We start from the raw sequence: 14661 nt of genomic DNA, 5'->3' as shown, positions 1-14661 counted from the left end.
CTGGCCTCAGGCCGGCTCGAAGCGGTTGGCGGCCACGTTCTTGCGCACCTTGTCCGGGGTCCAGACCCGGCCGTTCATGGCGATGTACACGCCCGGCGGCAGGGTCTGCACCGCGCCGATCGCGCAGCCGATGTTGAACTCCGCGTCCGAACCGCGGAACCGCGCCGGGCTCAGTGCGCCGGTCATGACGATGGTCTTGTCCGCGATCGAGCGCAGCACCATGCCGGTCTGGACCATGGTGTCGGTGCCATGGGTCACCAGCACGTGGCGCGCCGGCTGCGCGGCGATGGTGGCGCGCACCAGCTCGCGGTCGGCGTCGGTGATGTGCAGCGAGTCCTTGCGCAGGATCGGGATCACGGTGAAGCGGAAGTTCACCCCCAGCTCGCGCAGGATCATGCCGATCTGCGGCTCGCCGATCTGGTAGTCGGATTTGTCGTCGAAGTAGATCTTGTCGATCGTGCCACCGGTGGTGACGATCAGCAGTTCTTCCATGGAGCGGCTCCTGCGGTGCGGCCGCGGCCGCACCCGTGGACGGGGGAGGGCGGTGCCCGGCACCGCCGCGGCGCGATTATCGCGCCGGTGGGCGAAAAGGTGCGAATGAAACCTTCGCTCAGCCGCGGCGGCCGAAGCGCGCCTTCAGCCCCGGCCAGCTGGAGGCCATGACCACCACCAGCGACAGCGCGATCGCGGCCCAGGCGAACAGCCCGGCTTCCGGATGCGCCCAGGCGTGCATCACCCCGTGGCTGAACCAGAACAGCGCCAGCACGCCCGACCAGAACGCGGCCTTGCGCCCGCCGCGCCAGGCCGGCCCCGCCAGCAGCAGCGGCGGCAGGGCGAACACCAGCAGCGCCGCGGCGGCGTGGCGGTCGTCGTGGAACCAGGCCAGGTAGAGCCCGGCCAGGGCCAGCAGGGCGATGCCCAGCACCCGGTGCGAAGGCGCGCGCATCAGCGGGCCAGCCTCGCGGCGATATCGGCCAGGCGCCGGCCCAGTGCGCGCGCCAGCACGGCCTCTTCCTCGCTCGGCTGCGGGTCGTCGTCGGCGCCGGCGACGTGGCTGGCGCCGTAGGGCGTGCCACCGCTGCGGGTGCTGCTCAGCAGCGGCTCCGTATAGGGGATGCCGACGATCACGCAACCGTGGTGCAGCAGCGGCACGTGCATGCTCAGCAGGGTCGATTCCTGGCCGCCGTGCAGGGTGGCGGTGGAGGTGAACACCGCCGCCGGCTTGCCAGCGAGGGTGCCGCTGGCCCATTCGCCACCAAGCCCGTCGAGGAAGTGCTTGACCGGCGCGGCCATGTTGCCGAAACGGGTGGGGCTGCCCAGGGCCAGGCCGGCGCACCCGGCCAGGTCGGCGCTGGTGACGTAGGGCGCGCCGTCCTCCGGCACCGGCGGGGCGGCCTGCTGGGTCACCGCCGCCACCGGCGGCACCGTGCGCAGCCGCGCCTGCATGCCCGGCACTTCCTCCACCCCGCGCGCGATCTGCCGCGCCAGGCGCGCGACCGAACCGCCGCGGCTGTAGTACAGGACCAGGATCTCGGCCATGCGTGCTGCTTCCTCGGGTATGCCAGGGGCGCAAGTATCGGCGATGCGGCGCGTGCGGCGCATCGGGTAGGCTTGCCCGATGCGCATGGACGGTCTGACCGGAAACTGGCGGGAACGCATGCGCGACCGCGCCCGCGCGGTCGCGTTCGCGCGCTTCCTGTGGCACCGCTTCGTCGACGACCGCCTGTTCCAGGCCGCCGCGGCGCTGGCCTACACCACCGTCTTCGCCCTGGTGCCGCTGGCGGTGGTGGTGCTGGGCGTGCTGGCCGCGTTCCCGGTGTTCGACCAGTGGAGCAACGCCCTGGTCGACTACGTGTTCTCCAACTTCATGCCGACCGCGGCGCGCGCGATCGAGTCCTCGCTCGACCGCCTGGCCGAGAACTCGCGCCAGCTCACCGCCGCCGGCGTCGTTGCGCTGGTGGTCTCGCTGCTGGTCACCCTCAACAGCGTGGAGTCCACCTTCAACCGCATCTGGCGGGTGGCCAGCGCGCGGCCGCGGCTGTCGCGCTACCTGGTGTACTGGACGGTGCTGACCCTGGGCGCGTTGCTGGCCGCCGCTTCGCTGTCGATCTCGGCGCGGATCTTCGCCCTGCCGCTGTTCGCCACCCCGGAAGGGCGCGCCATCGCCGACCTCAGCCTGGGCCTGGCGCCGGTGCTGATCGAACTGGTGGTGGTGGTGCTGGTCTACCGCGTGGTGCCGCACCACACGGTCAAGTGGCGCCACGCCCTGGCCGGCGCGGCGCTGGCGGTGCTGCTGCTGGAAGCGGTGAAGGCCGGGCTGGGCGTGTACCTGGGCAGCTTCCAGGGCTACCAGAAGCTGTACGGCGCGCTGGCCTTCATCCCGATCCTGATGCTGTGGATCTACCTGGGCTGGATCGCGATCCTGCTGGGTGCCTCGCTGGCTTCGTCGCTGGCCGCGTTCCGCTACCAGCCGGCGTCCATGCGCCTGCCGGCCGGCTACGAGGTCTATGCGCTGCTGCGGCTGATCGGCCGCTTCCGCGACGCCCGGCGCGAGGGCCATGGCCTGCACACGGCGGCGATCCTGGAGCTGGAGCCGATGCTCACCGACTCGCTGCTGCAGGAGTTCCTCGCCCAGCTGGCGGAGATCCGCGTGCTGCGCCGGGACGAGCAGGGCGAGTGGCTGCTGGGCCGCGACCTGGACGACGTCTGCCTGGGCGAGCTGTACGAGGCCTGCGGCGTGCGCGTGCCCGCGGACGAGGCCTGGCTGCCGTGCCGCGAGGACCCGCTCGGCCAGGACGCCACCGCGGTACTCGACGACCTGCGCCTGCCGCTGCGCGACGTGCTGCGGCGCCGGGTCGGCTCCCTCTACCCCCATTCCCTCGGAGATTGACCATGCGTTTCCCGATTCCCGCCCTGGCCCTGCTGGCCCTGCTGTGCGCCTGCGGGCGCCAGGCCACGGAGCCGCAGTCCGCGGCCGACGCCAGCCCGCCGCCGTCGGCCGAGGAATTGCCGCCGCCGCTGGAAAGCCCCGGCGTGGTCGACCAGACCGCCGAGTACCCGTCCTTCACCGGCACCGCGGTGGACGGCAAGCCCTACGACCTGGCCGCGCAGCGCGGGCGCTGGGTGGTGGTCAACTTCTGGGCGACCTGGTGCAAGCCCTGCCTGCAGGAGATGCCGGAACTGTCGGCGCTGCACGAGATGCGCGAGGACATCGAGGTGGTGGGCCTGGCCTACGAGGACATCGCCACCGAGGAAATGCAGGCGTTCCTGCGCGAGCGCCCGGTCTCGTACCCGATCGTGGTGCTGGATCCGTACGCGCCGCCGGGCGACTTCGCCACTCCGCGCGGATTGCCGATGACCTACCTGCTCGCGCCGGACGGCAAGGTCGCGCGCCAGTTCCTGGGGCCGGTGAGCGCCAGCGACATCGAGCTGGCGGTGGCCGGCAAGGCGGAGGGCTGAGCCATGGACGCGGCACGTTTCCTGGTCAGCGGCAAGGTGCAGGGCGTGTACTACCGCGCATCCACCCGCGAGCAGGCGCTGCACCTGGGGCTGGATGGCAGCGCGGTGAACCTGCCGGACGGGCGCGTGGAGGTGGTCGCCGCCGGCAGCCCGGAGGCGATCGACGCGCTGGAGCAGTGGCTGCGCCAGGGGCCGCCGACGGCCAAGGTCGAGGCGGTGGAGCGCTTCCCGCACCAGGAGCGGGTGCCGCCGGGCTTCAGCGTCGGCTGACGGGGCTCAGGCCTCGCGCAGGCGCGGGCGCAGTCCGGCCAGGTTGCAGGGCCGGGTGCGCGCGTCCAGCTGGTGGACGATGATCCTTTCCCAGGCCGTGCGGCAGGCCGAGGTCGAGCCGGGCAGGGCGAACAGGAAGGTGGCGTTGGCCACCCCGGCGAAGGCGCGCGACTGCAGCGAGGAGGTACCGATCTCGTCCACGCTGATGGCGCGGAACAGTTCGCCGAAGCCGGGCATTTCCTTGTCCAGCAGCGGCAGCAGCGCCTCGGGCGTGGAATCGCGGCCGGTGAAGCCGGTGCCGCCGGTGACCAGGATGCCGTCCACCGCCGGTTCGGCGATCCAGGCCGACACCAGTGCGCGCAGCCTGTAGCGGTCGTCCGGCAGCAGCGCGCGGGCGTGCAGCTGGTGGCCGGCGGCCTGCAGCGCGCCGGCGAGGTAGTCGCCGGAGCTGTCGTTTTCCAGGGTGCGCGTGTCGGACACGGTCAGCACGCACAGCTGCAGCGGGGCGAAGTCGGTCTGGGCGGTCATGCCCCTAGCCTAGCGCGGGCCGCGCCGGCCGCGCTCATTCGGAGGTCAGGCGCGCCAGCTCGTCGGCCTGGTATTCCTGCTGCAGGCGGCTGACCAGCGGGTCCAGGTCGCCCTCGAGGATGTTGGGCAGGTCGTAAAGGGTCAGGCCTTCGACGCGGTGGTCGGTGATCCGGCCCTGGGGGAAGTTGTAGGTGCGGATGCGCTGGCTGCGGTCGCCGCTGCCCACCTGCAGGCGCCGGCTCTCGGCCTGCGCGGCCTGCTGCTTGCTGCGCTCGGCCTCCAGCAGCTGCGCCTTGAGCCGCTTCATCGCCTTGTCGCGGTTGGCGTGCTGGCTGCGCTCGGTCTGGCTTTCCACCACCAGGCCGCTGGGCAGGTGGGTGATGCGGATGGCCGAGTCGGTCTTGTTGACGTGCTGGCCGCCGGCGCCGGAGGAGCGGAAGGTGTCGACCTTCAGGTCGGCCGGGTTGATGGTGATCTCCTCGATCTCGTCGGCCTCGGGGATGATCGCCACGGTGGCCGCCGAGGTATGGATGCGGCCCTGCGACTCGGTGGCCGGCACCCGCTGCACGCGGTGGGTGCCGGACTCGAACTTCAGCTTGGAATACGCGCCGCGCCCGACGATGCGGGCCACGATTTCCTTGTGCCCGCCGTGCTCGCCCGGATTTTCGGACTCGACCTCGACCCTCCAGCCCTGGCGCTCGGCGTAGCGCGCGTACATCCGGAACAGGTCGCCGGCGAACAGCGCAGCCTCGTCGCCGCCGGTACCGGCGCGCACCTCCAGGAACAGGTTGCCCTCGTCGCGCGGGTCCCTGGGCACCAGCAGCAGGGCCAGCTCCCGGTCCAGCTGCTGCAGGCGCTCGCGCGCGGTGGCGATTTCCTCCTCGGCCAGCCCGGCCAGCTCCGGGTCCTCGCGCATGGCCTCGGCCGCGGCGAGGTCCTCGCGGGCGCGGGCCTCGGCGGCCAGCGCGGTGGCCACCGGCTCCAGCTGGGCGAACTCGCGCGACAGGTCGCGGAAGCGGGCAGGGTCGCCCATCACGCCGGGATCGGCGAGCAGGCGTTCCAGTTCTTCGCGGCGCTCGGCCAGCGCTTCAAGCTTGCGGCGCAGGCTCGGGGTCATCGGGCAGTCGGGGCGGGGGCAGGTTGGCGGCGGCCGGGTGCGAGTACGGCGCGCGGGCGGGGAACAGGCGGTCGGCGGCGCGCACCAGCTCGGTATCGCCGGCCAGCGCGGCCTCGCGCAGGGCCGCGGTCGGCGGATGCAGCAGCCGGTTGGTGAGGGTGTGGGCGAGGAACTGCAGCACCTCGTCCGGATCGCGCCCGGAGGCCAGCTGCTGGCGGGCGCGGGCGAGGATCTCCTCGCGGGCGGCATCGCCCATGGCGCGCAGGCGGCGCAGGGTGTCCTGGCGCTCGCCGGCGCGCACGGTCTCCATGAAGCGGGACACCTGCAGGTCGATGATCGCCTCGGCCGCCTCGGCGGCCTCGTGGCGGCCGCGGCGGTTGTCCTCCACCGCGCGCTCCAGGTCGTCCACGGTATACAGGTAGGCGTCGTCCAGCGCGGCCACGCCGGCCTCGATGTCGCGCGGCACCGCCAGGTCGAACAGCAGCACCGGCTTGCGCCGGCGCACGGCCAGCGCGGCCTCGACCTGGGTGCGCAGCAGCACCGGCTCGCGCGCGGCGGTGGCGGAGAACACGATGTCGGCCTCGGCCAGGTGCCGGTCCAGTTCGGTCAGCGGCAGGGCATAGCCGCCGTGGCGCTCGGCCAGGGCCTGGGCGTGGGCCAGGGTGCGGTTGGCCACCAGCAGGCGGCGCACGCCGCCCTTCACCAGGTGGCGCGCGGCCAGCTCGATGGTCTCGCCGGCGCCAATCAGCAGCACGGTGGAATCGGCCAGTGGCGCGAACGAATCCTGCGCCAGGCGCACCGCGGTGGAGGCCACCGAAACCGGGTTCACGCCGATGCGGGTGTCGGTGCGGGCGCGCTTGGCCACCGCGAAGGTCTGCTGGAACAGGCGGTCCAGGCGGCTGCCGAGGGCGCCGTGCTCGCGCGCCCGGGCCCAGGCGTCCTTCACCTGGCCCAGGATCTGTGGCTCGCCCAGCACCATCGAGTCCAGCCCCGTGGCGACCCGGAACAGGTGGCGCACCGCGTCGGCGTCGCGGTGGCGGTACAGGTAGGCGGAGATGCCGGCGCCGTGGCCTTCGAGCCAGTCGGCCAGCACCTGGCCGTCCTCGGCCATGGCGTAGACCTCGGTGCGGTTGCAGGTCGAGAGCAGGGCCGCCTCCGACACCCCGGGCAGGGCGCGCAGCGCGCCCAGCGCCCGGCCCAGCGCTTCGCCGGCAAACGCCACCCGTTCGCGCAGGTCGACCGGCGCGGTCTGGTGGTTCAGGCCGAGGAGCCAAAGCGTCATGTTCAGGTGCTTGCGTTAATCTGCTGGCTTGTTTGGGCCGCCATTTTACGGCCCGGTGGGTGCCAATGCCCGAATTGAAGCTTTCCACCCGCGCCCCGCTGCCTTTCCCGGGCCGCGCGCGCGGCCCCCGGGCCGGCCGCATGCGCCGCCTGGCCCTGTTGCTGGCCCTGGTCCTGGCGCCGCTGGCGCATGCCGGCGAGGGCATGCCTGCCGACGCGCTGGGTCCGCTGCTGGCCGGCGAGTTCGCGCTGCAGTCCGGGCAGCTGGAAGAGGCCGCGCGCTGGTACCTGGAGGCCGCCCGCGGCGCCAGCGACGACGTGCCGCTGGCCGAACGCGCCACCCGCATCGCCATCCTCGCCAACGACGACGCGGTCGCCGGCCGCGCGCTGGCGCTGTGGCGGGAACGGGCGCCGGAGTCGCCGGCGATGCGCGCGGCCAGCGCCACCCTGGCCCTGCGCGGCGGCCATCTGCGCCGCGCAGGCTCGGAACTGGAGGCGTTGCTGGCCAGCGGCGACCTGCGTGCCTGGCGCTACGCGGCCATGGCCCTCAACGGCGGGCGCGAGCCGCGCGATACCGCGCGCGTGCTGGAGCGCCTGGTCCGGCGCGGCGCGATTCCCGCCGACATCGCCGCCTGGCAGGAGTTCGGGCGCATGGCCCTGCGCCTGGACGACCCGAAGCTGGCGCGGCGGATCATGGACGAAGTGGTCAGGCGCTTCCCGGGCGAGCCGCGGGTGGCGCTGCTGCGCGCGACCCAGCTGCAGCAGGCCGGGCAGGGCGAGCAGGCGCGCCGGATCCTGGCCCAGGTCGAACCGCAGGCCGAGGGCGACCCGGAGATCCGGGCGATGCTGGCGATGGCCTACGAGGCCGCGCGCGACCTGCCGGCCGCGGCCCGGGTGATGGCCCAGGGCCCGCAGGACACCTCGACTTACGGCGTGCGCGCCTCGCTCCTGGCGCGCGCCGGCGACACCGCCGAGCTGGCCGCGCTCTACCAGGAGCTGGCGGCCGACGCGGCCCGTCCGGACCCTTCGCGCCGCCTGCTGCTGGGCCGCATCGCCGAGTTCCTCGAGCGCCCGGCCGAGGCCCTGGACTGGTACCGCGGCGTGCCCGGCGGGCCCCAGCGCACCGAGGCGCGCATGCGCATCGCCGTGGTCCTGCACACCCTGGACCGCCAGGACGAGGCCTATGCCGAGGCACGCGCGCTGCAGGACGACGCGGCCCTGGCCGACGAGGTGCGCCGCGACGCCTACCTGCTGGAGGCGGAAATGCGCCAGCGCCAGGGGGATCCCCAGGGCGAGCTGGAGGTGCTGGGCCGCGGCCTGGCCGCCTGGCCGGACGACCCGGCGCTGCTGTACGCGCGCGGCCTGGCCTGGGAGCGCCAGGACCGGATCGACCGCGCCGAAGCCGACCTGCGCCGGGTGCTGGTGGTGGATCCGGAGAACGTGGCCGCGCTCAACGCCCTGGGCTACACCCTGGCCGACCGCACCGACCGCTTCCGCGAGGCGCTGGAGCTGATCGACCGCGCCCGCACCGCCGAGCCGGACAACGGTGCCATCGTCGACAGCTACGGCTGGGTGCTGTACCGCCTGGGCCGTACCCAGGAGGCGCTGGTGGAACTGCGCCGCGCCTGGGGGCTGATGAAGGACCCGGAGGTCGCCGCCCACCTGGGCGAGGTGCTGTGGACCCTGGGGCGCCGCGCCGAGGCTCGCCGCTACTTCGAGGAGGCCCGTGCGCTGGATCCGGACAACCGCGCCCTGCGCCGGGCGCTGCGGCAGTTCGGGATCAGCCTGGAGCCGGCCGCCGCGCCGGCGGACCCGGCCGGCCACGCGGAGGTGCCCTGATGCATGCCCGGATGCGCCTGGCGGCGCTGCTGCCGCTGCTGTTGCTTGCCGCCTGTACCAGCACCCCCACCCGGACCCCGGCCGCGGCGGTGCCGGCGGCCGAGGCCGAGCGCCAGCAGGCCCAGCGCCGGGAAGTACTGGAAGGGATCGCGGCCTGGTCGCTGCAGGCCCGGGTGGCGATCAGCAACGGCCAGAAGGGCGGCAGCGGCCGCCTGGAGTGGAACTGGCAGGACGGGCAGTACCGGATCTCGCTGGGCGCGCCGGTGACCCGGCAGAGCTGGTCGCTGTCCTCGCTGCCCGGCGGCGGCGCGGTGCTGGAGGGCATCGATGGCGGCCCGCGCCAGGGCGGGGACGCCTCCCTGCTGCTGCGCGAGGCCACCGGCTGGGAGGTCCCGGTGCAGGAGCTGGCCTGGTGGGTGCGCGGCCTGGAGACCCCCGGCGCGGATGCGATCGAATACGGCGCCGATGGCCGGCTGCAGCGGATGCGGGCCGCCGGCTGGAACATCGAGTACCAGGAATGGATGCCGGCGGCCGGCGGCCTGCCGGCCATGCCGCGGCGCATGCAGGCCGAGCGCGGCGAGGCGCGGGTGCGGCTGGTGGTGGATGGATGGAGTACCCCGTGAGTGGATGGAGCCAGTGGCCGGCCCCGGCCAAGCTGAACCTGTTCCTGCGCATCACCGGTCGCCGCGCCGACGGCTACCACGAGCTGCAGACCGTGTTCCGCCTGCTGGACTGGGGTGACAGCGTGCGCCTGCGGGTGCGCGGGGACGGGCGGATCGTGCGCCACGGCGACTCGGTGCCCGGCGTGGCGGAGGTCGACGACCTCATGGTGCGCGCCGCCAAACTCCTGCAATCGCACGCCAACTGCGCGCTTGGTGCCGACATCGCCGTGGAAAAGCGCATTCCCGCCGGAGGCGGGTTCGGCGGCGGCTCGTCGGATGCGGCAACCGTGCTGTGCGCCCTGGACCGGCTGTGGGGGCTGGACCTGGGCGAGGACGCGCTGGCGGGCCTGGGCCTGCGCCTGGGCGCGGACGTGCCGGTGTTCGTGCGCGGCCGCAGCGCCTGGGCCGAAGGAGTGGGGGAGCGGCTGCGGCCGCTGCAGCTGCCCCCGGCCTGGTACGTGCTGGCCGACCCCGGCGTCCAGGTGCCGACCGCCGCCCTGTTCGCAGCCCCGGATTTGACGCGTAATTCCCCGCCCGCGACAATAGCGGACTTCGCTGCAGGCACGGTGCTCGACAATGCGTTCGAGCCGGTCCTGCGCCGCCGCGAGCCGGCCGTGCAGGCCGCGTTCGACGCGCTGGCGCGGATCGGCAGGCCCAGGCTCACCGGGACCGGCAGCGGATGCTTCGTCGAGTTTCCCGACCGTGGCAGCGCCGAGGCGGCGCTGGCGCGGTTGCCTCGCGGGTTGCGGGCCTGGCTCGCCGCCGGCGTGGACCAGTCGCCGCTCGGGGCCGCGCTTGCGCGCCCGGCGGCGGTGGAACCGTGACACAGGGGCGTCGCCAAGAGGTCCAAGGCACCGGGTTTTGATCCCGGCATCCGCAGGTTCGAATCCTGCCGCCCCTGCCACGGTCCCGCAGCCCCGTCCGCGGGGCGTGGATGCAAGACGCCGCACGGACTGCGGCAACCGCCAACAACCTTGTCCGAAACGCCAACGATCCGAGCCGCCGCCGGGATGAAGACGATGCAAGAAGACCGCAACCTGCTCATCTTCAGCGGCAACGCGAACCGTCCGCTGGCCGACAGCATCTGCCGCCAGCTGGGCGTGCGCCCGGGCAAGGCCCTGGTCTCCACCTTCTCCGACGGCGAGGTCCAGGTCGAGATCGAGGAGAACGTCCGCCGCCAGGAAGTCTTCGTGATCCAGCCGACCTGCGCGCCGGCGGCGGAGAACCTGATGGAGCTGCTGGTGATCATCGACGCGCTCAAGCGCGCCAGCGCCTCCTCGGTCACCGCGGTGGTGCCGTACTTCGGCTACTCGCGCCAGGACCGCCGCCTGCGCTCCTCGCGCGTGCCGATCACGGCCAAGGTGGCGGCCAAGATGTTCACCGCGGTGGGCACCGACCGGGTGCTGACCGTGGACCTGCACGCCGACCAGATCCAGGGCTTCTTCGACATCCCGGTCGACAACGTCTACGCCTCGCCGCTGCTGCTGGCCGACATCTGGCGCGCCTACGGCACCGAGAACCTGATCGTGGTCTCGCCGGACGTGGGCGGCGTGGTCCGCGCCCGCGCGGTGGCCAAGCGCCTGGACGACGCCGACCTGGCGATCATCGACAAGCGCCGCCCGCGCGCCAACGTGTCGACGGTGATGAACATCATCGGCGACGTGGAGGGCAAGACCTGCGTCATGGTCGACGACATCGTCGACACCGCCGGCACCCTGTGCGCCGCCGCCGCCGCCCTCAAGGCGCGTGGCGCGACCAAGGTCGCCGCCTACTGCACCCATGCCGTGCTCTCGGGCCCGGCGGTGGACAACCTCAACAACTCCCAGCTCGACGAGCTGGTGGTGACCGACACCATCCCGCTGTCGCCGGCGGCCCGCAACTGCCCGCGCATCCGCCAGGTCAGCGTGGCCGAGCTGCTGGCCGAAACCATCCGCCGCATCGCCTTCGGCGAATCGGTCAGTTCCTTGTACGTGGATTAAGAGCCGGGATTCGGCATTGGGGATTGGGGATTCGTAAAAGCCCTTCCCAATCACGGATCACGAATCGCCGCTTTTTCCGGCTTCCCTGGTCGCGGGGAAGCCACCCAAGCCGCCGCGAGGCGGTTCATCAACCCAGGTAGTAAAAACAAATGGCAAATCATGTGATCAACGTCGAACGCCGCGAGGACGAGGGTAAGGGTGCGAGCCGCCGCCTGCGTCGCGCGGGCAAGGTGCCGGCCATCGTCTACGGTGGCGAGCTGCCGCCGGTCTCCATCCAGCTGGACCACGAGAAGCTGTGGCTGGCCCAGCAGAACGAGTGGTTCTACTCCTCGATCCTGGACCTGAGCCTCAACGGCGACATCCAGAAGGTCCTGCTGCGTGACCTGCAGCGCCACCCGTACAAGCAGCAGATCCTGCACCTGGACTTCCAGCGCGTGAGCGACGACCAGGTGCTGCGCGCCGCCGTGCCGCTGCGCTTCGTCAACGAGGAGAAGTCCCCGGCCGGCAAGACCGCCGGCGTGGTGATCATGCATGAGCTGACCGAGGTCACCGTGGCCTGCCTGCCGAAGGACCTGCCGGAGGCGGTCGAGGTCGACCTGTCCGACCTGGCCGTGGGCGGCGTCGTCCACCTGTCCGACCTGAAGCTGCCGACCGGCGTGGAGATCCCGGCGCTGGCCCTGGGCCCGGACCACGACGTGGCCGTGGTCGTGGCCAAGGCCGCCCAGGGCGAGGCCGACGAGGCCGCTCCGGCGGGCGAGGGCGAGGCCCAGTAAGTCCGTGCCGTCCCGCCCGGTCCGCCGGGCGGGACGACGGCCGTGTCGCACGCGATGGCAATCCGACTCATCGTCGGGCTGGGCAACCCCGGCCCGGAGCACGCCCTCGACCGCCACAACGCCGGGTTCCGCCTGGTCGACACCCTGGCCGCTCGGCAGGGCGCGCGCTTCGGCCTGGAGCCGAAGCTGTTCGGCGAGACGGCGCGGGTGGAGATCGGCGGGCAGCCGGTGTGGCTGCTGAAGCCGGCAACCTTCATGAACCTGTCCGGCAAGTCGGTGGCCGCCGCGCTGCGGTTCTGGAAGATCGAGCCGGAGCAGGCGCTGCTTGTCCACGACGAGCTGGACCTGCCCCCTGGCACGGCCCGGCTGAAGTTCGACGGCGGCCACGGCGGCCAGAACGGCCTGCGCGACACCATCCGCCTGCTCGGCCACGGCCGCTTCCACCGCCTGCGCATCGGCATCGGCCATCCCGGGCACAAGGACCGGGTCGTGGGCTGGGTGCTGGGCAAGCCGGGCAAGGACGACGATATCCTCATCGGGCGCGCCATCGACGACGCCATCGACGTGCTGCCGCTGGTGGTCAACGGCGACGTCAACGAGGCGATGAAGCGCCTCCACACCAGCAAACCGTAATTGGTGATTGGTGATTGGTGATTCGTGGAAGCCGCGAATCGCCAATCACGAATCACGAATCCCGGATCCTCACATGGGCATCAAATGCGGCATCGTCGGCCTGCCTAACGTCGGCAAGTCGACCCTGTTCAACGCGCTGACCAAGGCGGGCATCGCCGCGGCCAACTTCCCGTTCTGCACGATCGAGCCGAACGTGGGCGTGGTCCCGGTGCCGGACCCGCGCCTCAACCAGCTGGCCGAGATCGTCAAGCCCGAGCGGGTGGTGCCGACGGCGGTGGAGTTCGTGGACATCGCCGGCCTGGTGGCCGGTGCCGCCAGCGGCGAGGGCCTGGGCAACAAGTTCCTGGCCCACATCCGCGAGGTCGATGCGATCGCCCACGTGGTGCGCTGCTTCGAGCACCCGGACATCGTCCACGTCGCCGGCAAGGTTGACCCGCTGTCGGACATCGAGACGATCGACACCGAGCTGGCCCTGGCCGACCTGGACAGCGTGGAGAAGGCGCTCAACCGCGCCGAACGCGCGGCCAAGGGCGGCGACAAGGATGCTGCGGCGCGCAAGCCGGTGCTGCTGAAGCTGCAGGCCGCCCTGGCCGAGGGCAAGTCCGGGCGCAGCGTCGGCCTGGACGAGGAGGAGCGGGCGCTGGTGCGCGACCTGTTCCTGCTGACCCTCAAGCCGGTGATGTACATCGCCAACGTGCTGGAGGACGGCTTCGACAACAATCCGCACCTGGAGGCCGTGCGCGCCCACGCCGCGGCCGAGGGCGCGGAGGTGGTGCCGGTGTCGGCGGCCATCGAGGAGGAGCTGGCGCAGCTGGACGACGCCGACCGCGACACCTTCCTCGCCGACCTGGGCCTGGACGAGCCGGGCCTGAACCGGGTGATCCGCGCCGCGTACAAGCTGCTGGGCCTGCAGACCTACTTCACCGCAGGCGTGAAGGAGGTCCGCGCCTGGACGGTGAAGGCCGGGGCCACCGCCCCGCAGGCGGCGGCGGTGATCCACACCGACTTCGAGAAGGGCTTCATCCGCGCCGAAACCATCGCCTTCGATGACTTCATCAAGTACCGTGGCGAGGCCGGTGCGCGCGAGGCCGGGCGCATGCGCCTGGAGGGCAAGGAGTACCGCGTCCAGGAGGGCGACGTGCTGCACTTCCGCTTCAACGTCTGATGTGAAAAAAAGTTGCCGGAAGCGTTGACAGATCGTTTCGACATGACCAGAATAGCGGGCTGTTTCACCCCGGTCGCATTTGAGCCGCGGTGAGGTCCCGGAGGGATACCCAAGCGGCCAACGGGGGCAGACTGTAAATCTGCTGGCTTACGCCTTCGGTGGTTCGAATCCACCTCCCTCCACCAGTTTTTGAAGAGGTAACACGGAACAACGAGGCAAGGCCCGGAGCGGTAGGCCGGGAAAAGCGGTTCCCCTCGCGGGAGTAGTTCAATGGTAGAACCTCAGCCTTCCAAGCTGATGGTGCGGGTTCGATTCCCGTCTCCCGCTCCATTGCGCCGCCCCCGTGGTTCCGACAACAGGTTTCCTGTGCTCACGTAGCTCAGTCGGTAGAGCACCTCCTTGGTAAGGAGGAGGTCGATGGTTCGATTCCATTCGTGAGCACCACCATTCGCGGGGATTCCCCGCAGGAGGCCAGGCGCCACGGCGCCTGGCCGCCACCACAGCAGTCACCCAAACACGAAAACGTCAGCGAGATAGGCAGCCATGTCCAAGGGTAAGTTCGAGCGCACCAAGCCGCACGTGAACGTCGGCACCATCGGCCACGTTGACCATGGCAAGACCACGCTGACGGCCGCGCTGACGAAGGTCGGTGCCGAGCGTTTCGGCGGCGAGTTCCACGCGTACGACGCGATCGACAAGGCGCCGGAAGAGAAGGCCCGCGGNATCACGATCTCGACCTCGCACGTCGAGTACGAATCGCCGACCCGCCACTACGCGCACGTGGACTGCCCGGGCCACGCCGACTACGTGAAGAACATGATCACCGGTGCGGCGCAGATGGACGGCGCGATCCTGGTGGTGTCGGCGGCTGACGGCCCGATGCCGCAGACCCGCGAGCACATCCTGCTGGCCCGCCAGGTGGGCGTGCCGTACATCGTGGTCTTCCTGAACAAGG

General features: G+C 71.8%; 17 protein-coding genes and 4 tRNA genes. 15 read left to right on the top strand and 6 right to left on the bottom strand.

From position 1 onward, the window contains the following. Window positions 1-6: 6 nt before the first annotated feature. From PSEJ31_RS0112620 to wrbA, 3 genes are all read right to left on the bottom strand, one after another. Window positions 7-492 (bottom strand): asparaginase domain-containing protein, encoded by a 486-nt coding sequence (locus PSEJ31_RS0112620; protein WP_019397144.1) that lies wholly within the window; start codon window positions 490-492, stop codon window positions 7-9. Between the two features lie 118 nt (window positions 493-610). Continuing rightward, window positions 611-946: a DUF2069 domain-containing protein gene (locus PSEJ31_RS0112615; protein ID WP_019397145.1), complete on the bottom strand. Its 336-nt coding sequence runs from the start codon at window positions 944-946 to the stop codon at window positions 611-613. Beyond that, complete coding sequence (wrbA, locus tag PSEJ31_RS0112610; RefSeq protein ID WP_186828174.1) at window positions 946-1602, bottom strand: NAD(P)H:quinone oxidoreductase; 657 nt, start codon at window positions 1600-1602, stop codon at window positions 946-948. Before wrbA ends, PSEJ31_RS0112615 begins: the two co-directional genes overlap by 1 nt. 22 nt (window positions 1603-1624) lie before the next feature. Between wrbA and PSEJ31_RS0112605 the strand changes: the two genes are divergently transcribed. From PSEJ31_RS0112605 to PSEJ31_RS0112595, 3 genes are read left to right on the top strand one after another with little or no spacing between them, the layout of a single operon-like run. Continuing rightward, window positions 1625-2890, top strand: coding sequence for a YihY family inner membrane protein (locus PSEJ31_RS0112605; RefSeq protein WP_028915650.1), 1266 nt, complete (start codon window positions 1625-1627; stop codon window positions 2888-2890). A gap of 2 nt (window positions 2891-2892) precedes the next feature. Then, window positions 2893-3459: a TlpA disulfide reductase family protein gene (locus PSEJ31_RS0112600; protein ID WP_019397148.1), complete on the top strand. Its 567-nt coding sequence runs from the start codon at window positions 2893-2895 to the stop codon at window positions 3457-3459. Between the two features lie 3 nt (window positions 3460-3462). Beyond that, window positions 3463-3729 carry an acylphosphatase gene (locus PSEJ31_RS0112595; protein WP_028915649.1) on the top strand — a complete coding sequence of 89 codons (267 nt, stop codon included), beginning with the start codon at window positions 3463-3465 and terminating at the stop codon, window positions 3727-3729. A gap of 6 nt (window positions 3730-3735) precedes the next feature. On the opposite strand, the gene moaB is transcribed toward PSEJ31_RS0112595, so the two are convergent. Genes moaB through hemA form a run of 3 tightly spaced genes read right to left on the bottom strand, consistent with a single transcriptional unit; the run spans window position 3736 to window position 6656 of the window. Beyond that, a complete protein-coding gene (moaB, locus tag PSEJ31_RS0112590) occupies window positions 3736-4257 on the bottom strand; it encodes a molybdenum cofactor biosynthesis protein B (protein ID WP_019397150.1) in 522 nt (173 codons plus the stop codon). Between the two features lie 34 nt (window positions 4258-4291). Then, on the bottom strand, window positions 4292-5374 hold the full coding sequence (prfA, locus tag PSEJ31_RS0112585; RefSeq protein ID WP_019397151.1) for a peptide chain release factor 1: 1083 nt from the start codon (window positions 5372-5374) through the stop codon (window positions 4292-4294). Then, a complete protein-coding gene (hemA, locus tag PSEJ31_RS0112580; protein ID WP_028915648.1) occupies window positions 5346-6656 on the bottom strand; it encodes a glutamyl-tRNA reductase in 1311 nt (436 codons plus the stop codon). The genes prfA and hemA overlap by 29 nt, the downstream gene beginning before the upstream one ends. A gap of 203 nt (window positions 6657-6859) precedes the next feature. On the opposite strand from hemA, the gene PSEJ31_RS16055 reads away from it, so the two are divergent. From PSEJ31_RS16055 to PSEJ31_RS0112520, 12 genes are all read left to right on the top strand, one after another. Next, the gene (locus PSEJ31_RS16055) at window positions 6860-8494 is read left to right on the top strand and encodes a tetratricopeptide repeat protein (RefSeq protein ID WP_232211021.1); all 1635 of its coding nucleotides are present in this window, start codon (window positions 6860-6862) and stop codon (window positions 8492-8494) included. Beyond that, window positions 8494-9117 carry a lipoprotein insertase outer membrane protein LolB gene (gene lolB / locus PSEJ31_RS0112570; RefSeq protein ID WP_051403738.1) on the top strand — a complete coding sequence of 208 codons (624 nt, stop codon included), beginning with the start codon at window positions 8494-8496 and terminating at the stop codon, window positions 9115-9117. Before PSEJ31_RS16055 ends, lolB begins: the two co-directional genes overlap by 1 nt. Next, a complete protein-coding gene (gene ispE / locus PSEJ31_RS0112565; RefSeq protein WP_028915646.1) occupies window positions 9102-9980 on the top strand; it encodes a 4-(cytidine 5'-diphospho)-2-C-methyl-D-erythritol kinase in 879 nt (292 codons plus the stop codon). Before lolB ends, ispE begins: the two co-directional genes overlap by 16 nt. Window positions 9981-9983: 3 nt before the next feature. Beyond that, window positions 9984-10060: transfer RNA gene (locus PSEJ31_RS0112560), tRNA-Gln, on the top strand. A 115-nt stretch (window positions 10061-10175) separates the two neighbouring features. After that, entirely contained in the window at window positions 10176-11135 is a 960-nt protein-coding gene (locus tag PSEJ31_RS0112555; protein ID WP_026010196.1) for a ribose-phosphate diphosphokinase, read from the top strand. A gap of 149 nt (window positions 11136-11284) precedes the next feature. Further along, window positions 11285-11908 (top strand): 50S ribosomal protein L25/general stress protein Ctc, encoded by a 624-nt coding sequence (locus tag PSEJ31_RS0112550; protein ID WP_037035146.1) that lies wholly within the window; start codon window positions 11285-11287, stop codon window positions 11906-11908. Between the two features lie 54 nt (window positions 11909-11962). Next, entirely contained in the window at window positions 11963-12541 is a 579-nt protein-coding gene (gene pth, locus PSEJ31_RS0112545) for an aminoacyl-tRNA hydrolase (protein WP_028915644.1), read from the top strand. Between the two features lie 73 nt (window positions 12542-12614). Beyond that, complete coding sequence (ychF, locus tag PSEJ31_RS0112540; protein WP_028915643.1) at window positions 12615-13706, top strand: redox-regulated ATPase YchF; 1092 nt, start codon at window positions 12615-12617, stop codon at window positions 13704-13706. 99 nt (window positions 13707-13805) lie between these two features. After that, window positions 13806-13891, top strand: a tRNA-Tyr gene (locus PSEJ31_RS0112535). 71 nt (window positions 13892-13962) lie between these two features. Continuing rightward, window positions 13963-14036, top strand: a tRNA-Gly gene (locus PSEJ31_RS0112530). A 38-nt stretch (window positions 14037-14074) separates the two neighbouring features. Beyond that, a tRNA-Thr gene (locus tag PSEJ31_RS0112525) sits at window positions 14075-14150 on the top strand. Window positions 14151-14249: 99 nt separating this feature from the next. Then, the coding region (locus tag PSEJ31_RS0112520) for a GTP-binding protein (protein WP_028915642.1) at window positions 14250-14661 on the top strand (412 nt) is incomplete at its 3' end.

This window comes from Pseudoxanthomonas sp. J31 (assembly GCF_000510725.1).
Classification (GTDB): domain Bacteria; phylum Pseudomonadota; class Gammaproteobacteria; order Xanthomonadales; family Xanthomonadaceae; genus Pseudoxanthomonas.
The sequence above is the reverse complement of the archived record's forward strand: the minus strand, read 5'-3'. Positions and strand labels throughout refer to the sequence as shown.

Excerpts from the sequence above, each read along its gene's own strand:
- PSEJ31_RS0112620 (WP_019397144.1), bottom strand. The coding sequence starts at position 492 with ATGGAAGAACTGCTGATCGTCACCACCGGTGGCACGATCGACAAGATC.
- PSEJ31_RS0112615 (WP_019397145.1), bottom strand. The coding sequence starts at position 946 with ATGCGCGCGCCTTCGCACCGGGTGCTGGGCATCGCCCTGCTGGCCCTG.
- wrbA (WP_186828174.1), bottom strand. The coding sequence starts at position 1,602 with ATGCGCCGCACGCGCCGCATCGCCGATACTTGCGCCCCTGGCATACCC.
- PSEJ31_RS0112605 (WP_028915650.1), top strand. The coding sequence starts at position 1,625 with ATGGACGGTCTGACCGGAAACTGGCGGGAACGCATGCGCGACCGCGCC.
- PSEJ31_RS0112600 (WP_019397148.1), top strand. The coding sequence starts at position 2,893 with ATGCGTTTCCCGATTCCCGCCCTGGCCCTGCTGGCCCTGCTGTGCGCC.
- PSEJ31_RS0112595 (WP_028915649.1), top strand. The coding sequence starts at position 3,463 with ATGGACGCGGCACGTTTCCTGGTCAGCGGCAAGGTGCAGGGCGTGTAC.
- moaB (WP_019397150.1), bottom strand. The coding sequence starts at position 4,257 with ATGACCGCCCAGACCGACTTCGCCCCGCTGCAGCTGTGCGTGCTGACC.
- prfA (WP_019397151.1), bottom strand. The coding sequence starts at position 5,374 with ATGACCCCGAGCCTGCGCCGCAAGCTTGAAGCGCTGGCCGAGCGCCGC.
- hemA (WP_028915648.1), bottom strand. The coding sequence starts at position 6,656 with ATGACGCTTTGGCTCCTCGGCCTGAACCACCAGACCGCGCCGGTCGAC.
- PSEJ31_RS16055 (WP_232211021.1), top strand. The coding sequence starts at position 6,860 with ATGCCTGCCGACGCGCTGGGTCCGCTGCTGGCCGGCGAGTTCGCGCTG.
- lolB (WP_051403738.1), top strand. The coding sequence starts at position 8,494 with ATGCATGCCCGGATGCGCCTGGCGGCGCTGCTGCCGCTGCTGTTGCTT.
- ispE (WP_028915646.1), top strand. The coding sequence starts at position 9,102 with ATGGAGTACCCCGTGAGTGGATGGAGCCAGTGGCCGGCCCCGGCCAAG.
- PSEJ31_RS0112555 (WP_026010196.1), top strand. The coding sequence starts at position 10,176 with ATGCAAGAAGACCGCAACCTGCTCATCTTCAGCGGCAACGCGAACCGT.
- PSEJ31_RS0112550 (WP_037035146.1), top strand. The coding sequence starts at position 11,285 with ATGGCAAATCATGTGATCAACGTCGAACGCCGCGAGGACGAGGGTAAG.
- pth (WP_028915644.1), top strand. The coding sequence starts at position 11,963 with ATGGCAATCCGACTCATCGTCGGGCTGGGCAACCCCGGCCCGGAGCAC.
- ychF (WP_028915643.1), top strand. The coding sequence starts at position 12,615 with ATGGGCATCAAATGCGGCATCGTCGGCCTGCCTAACGTCGGCAAGTCG.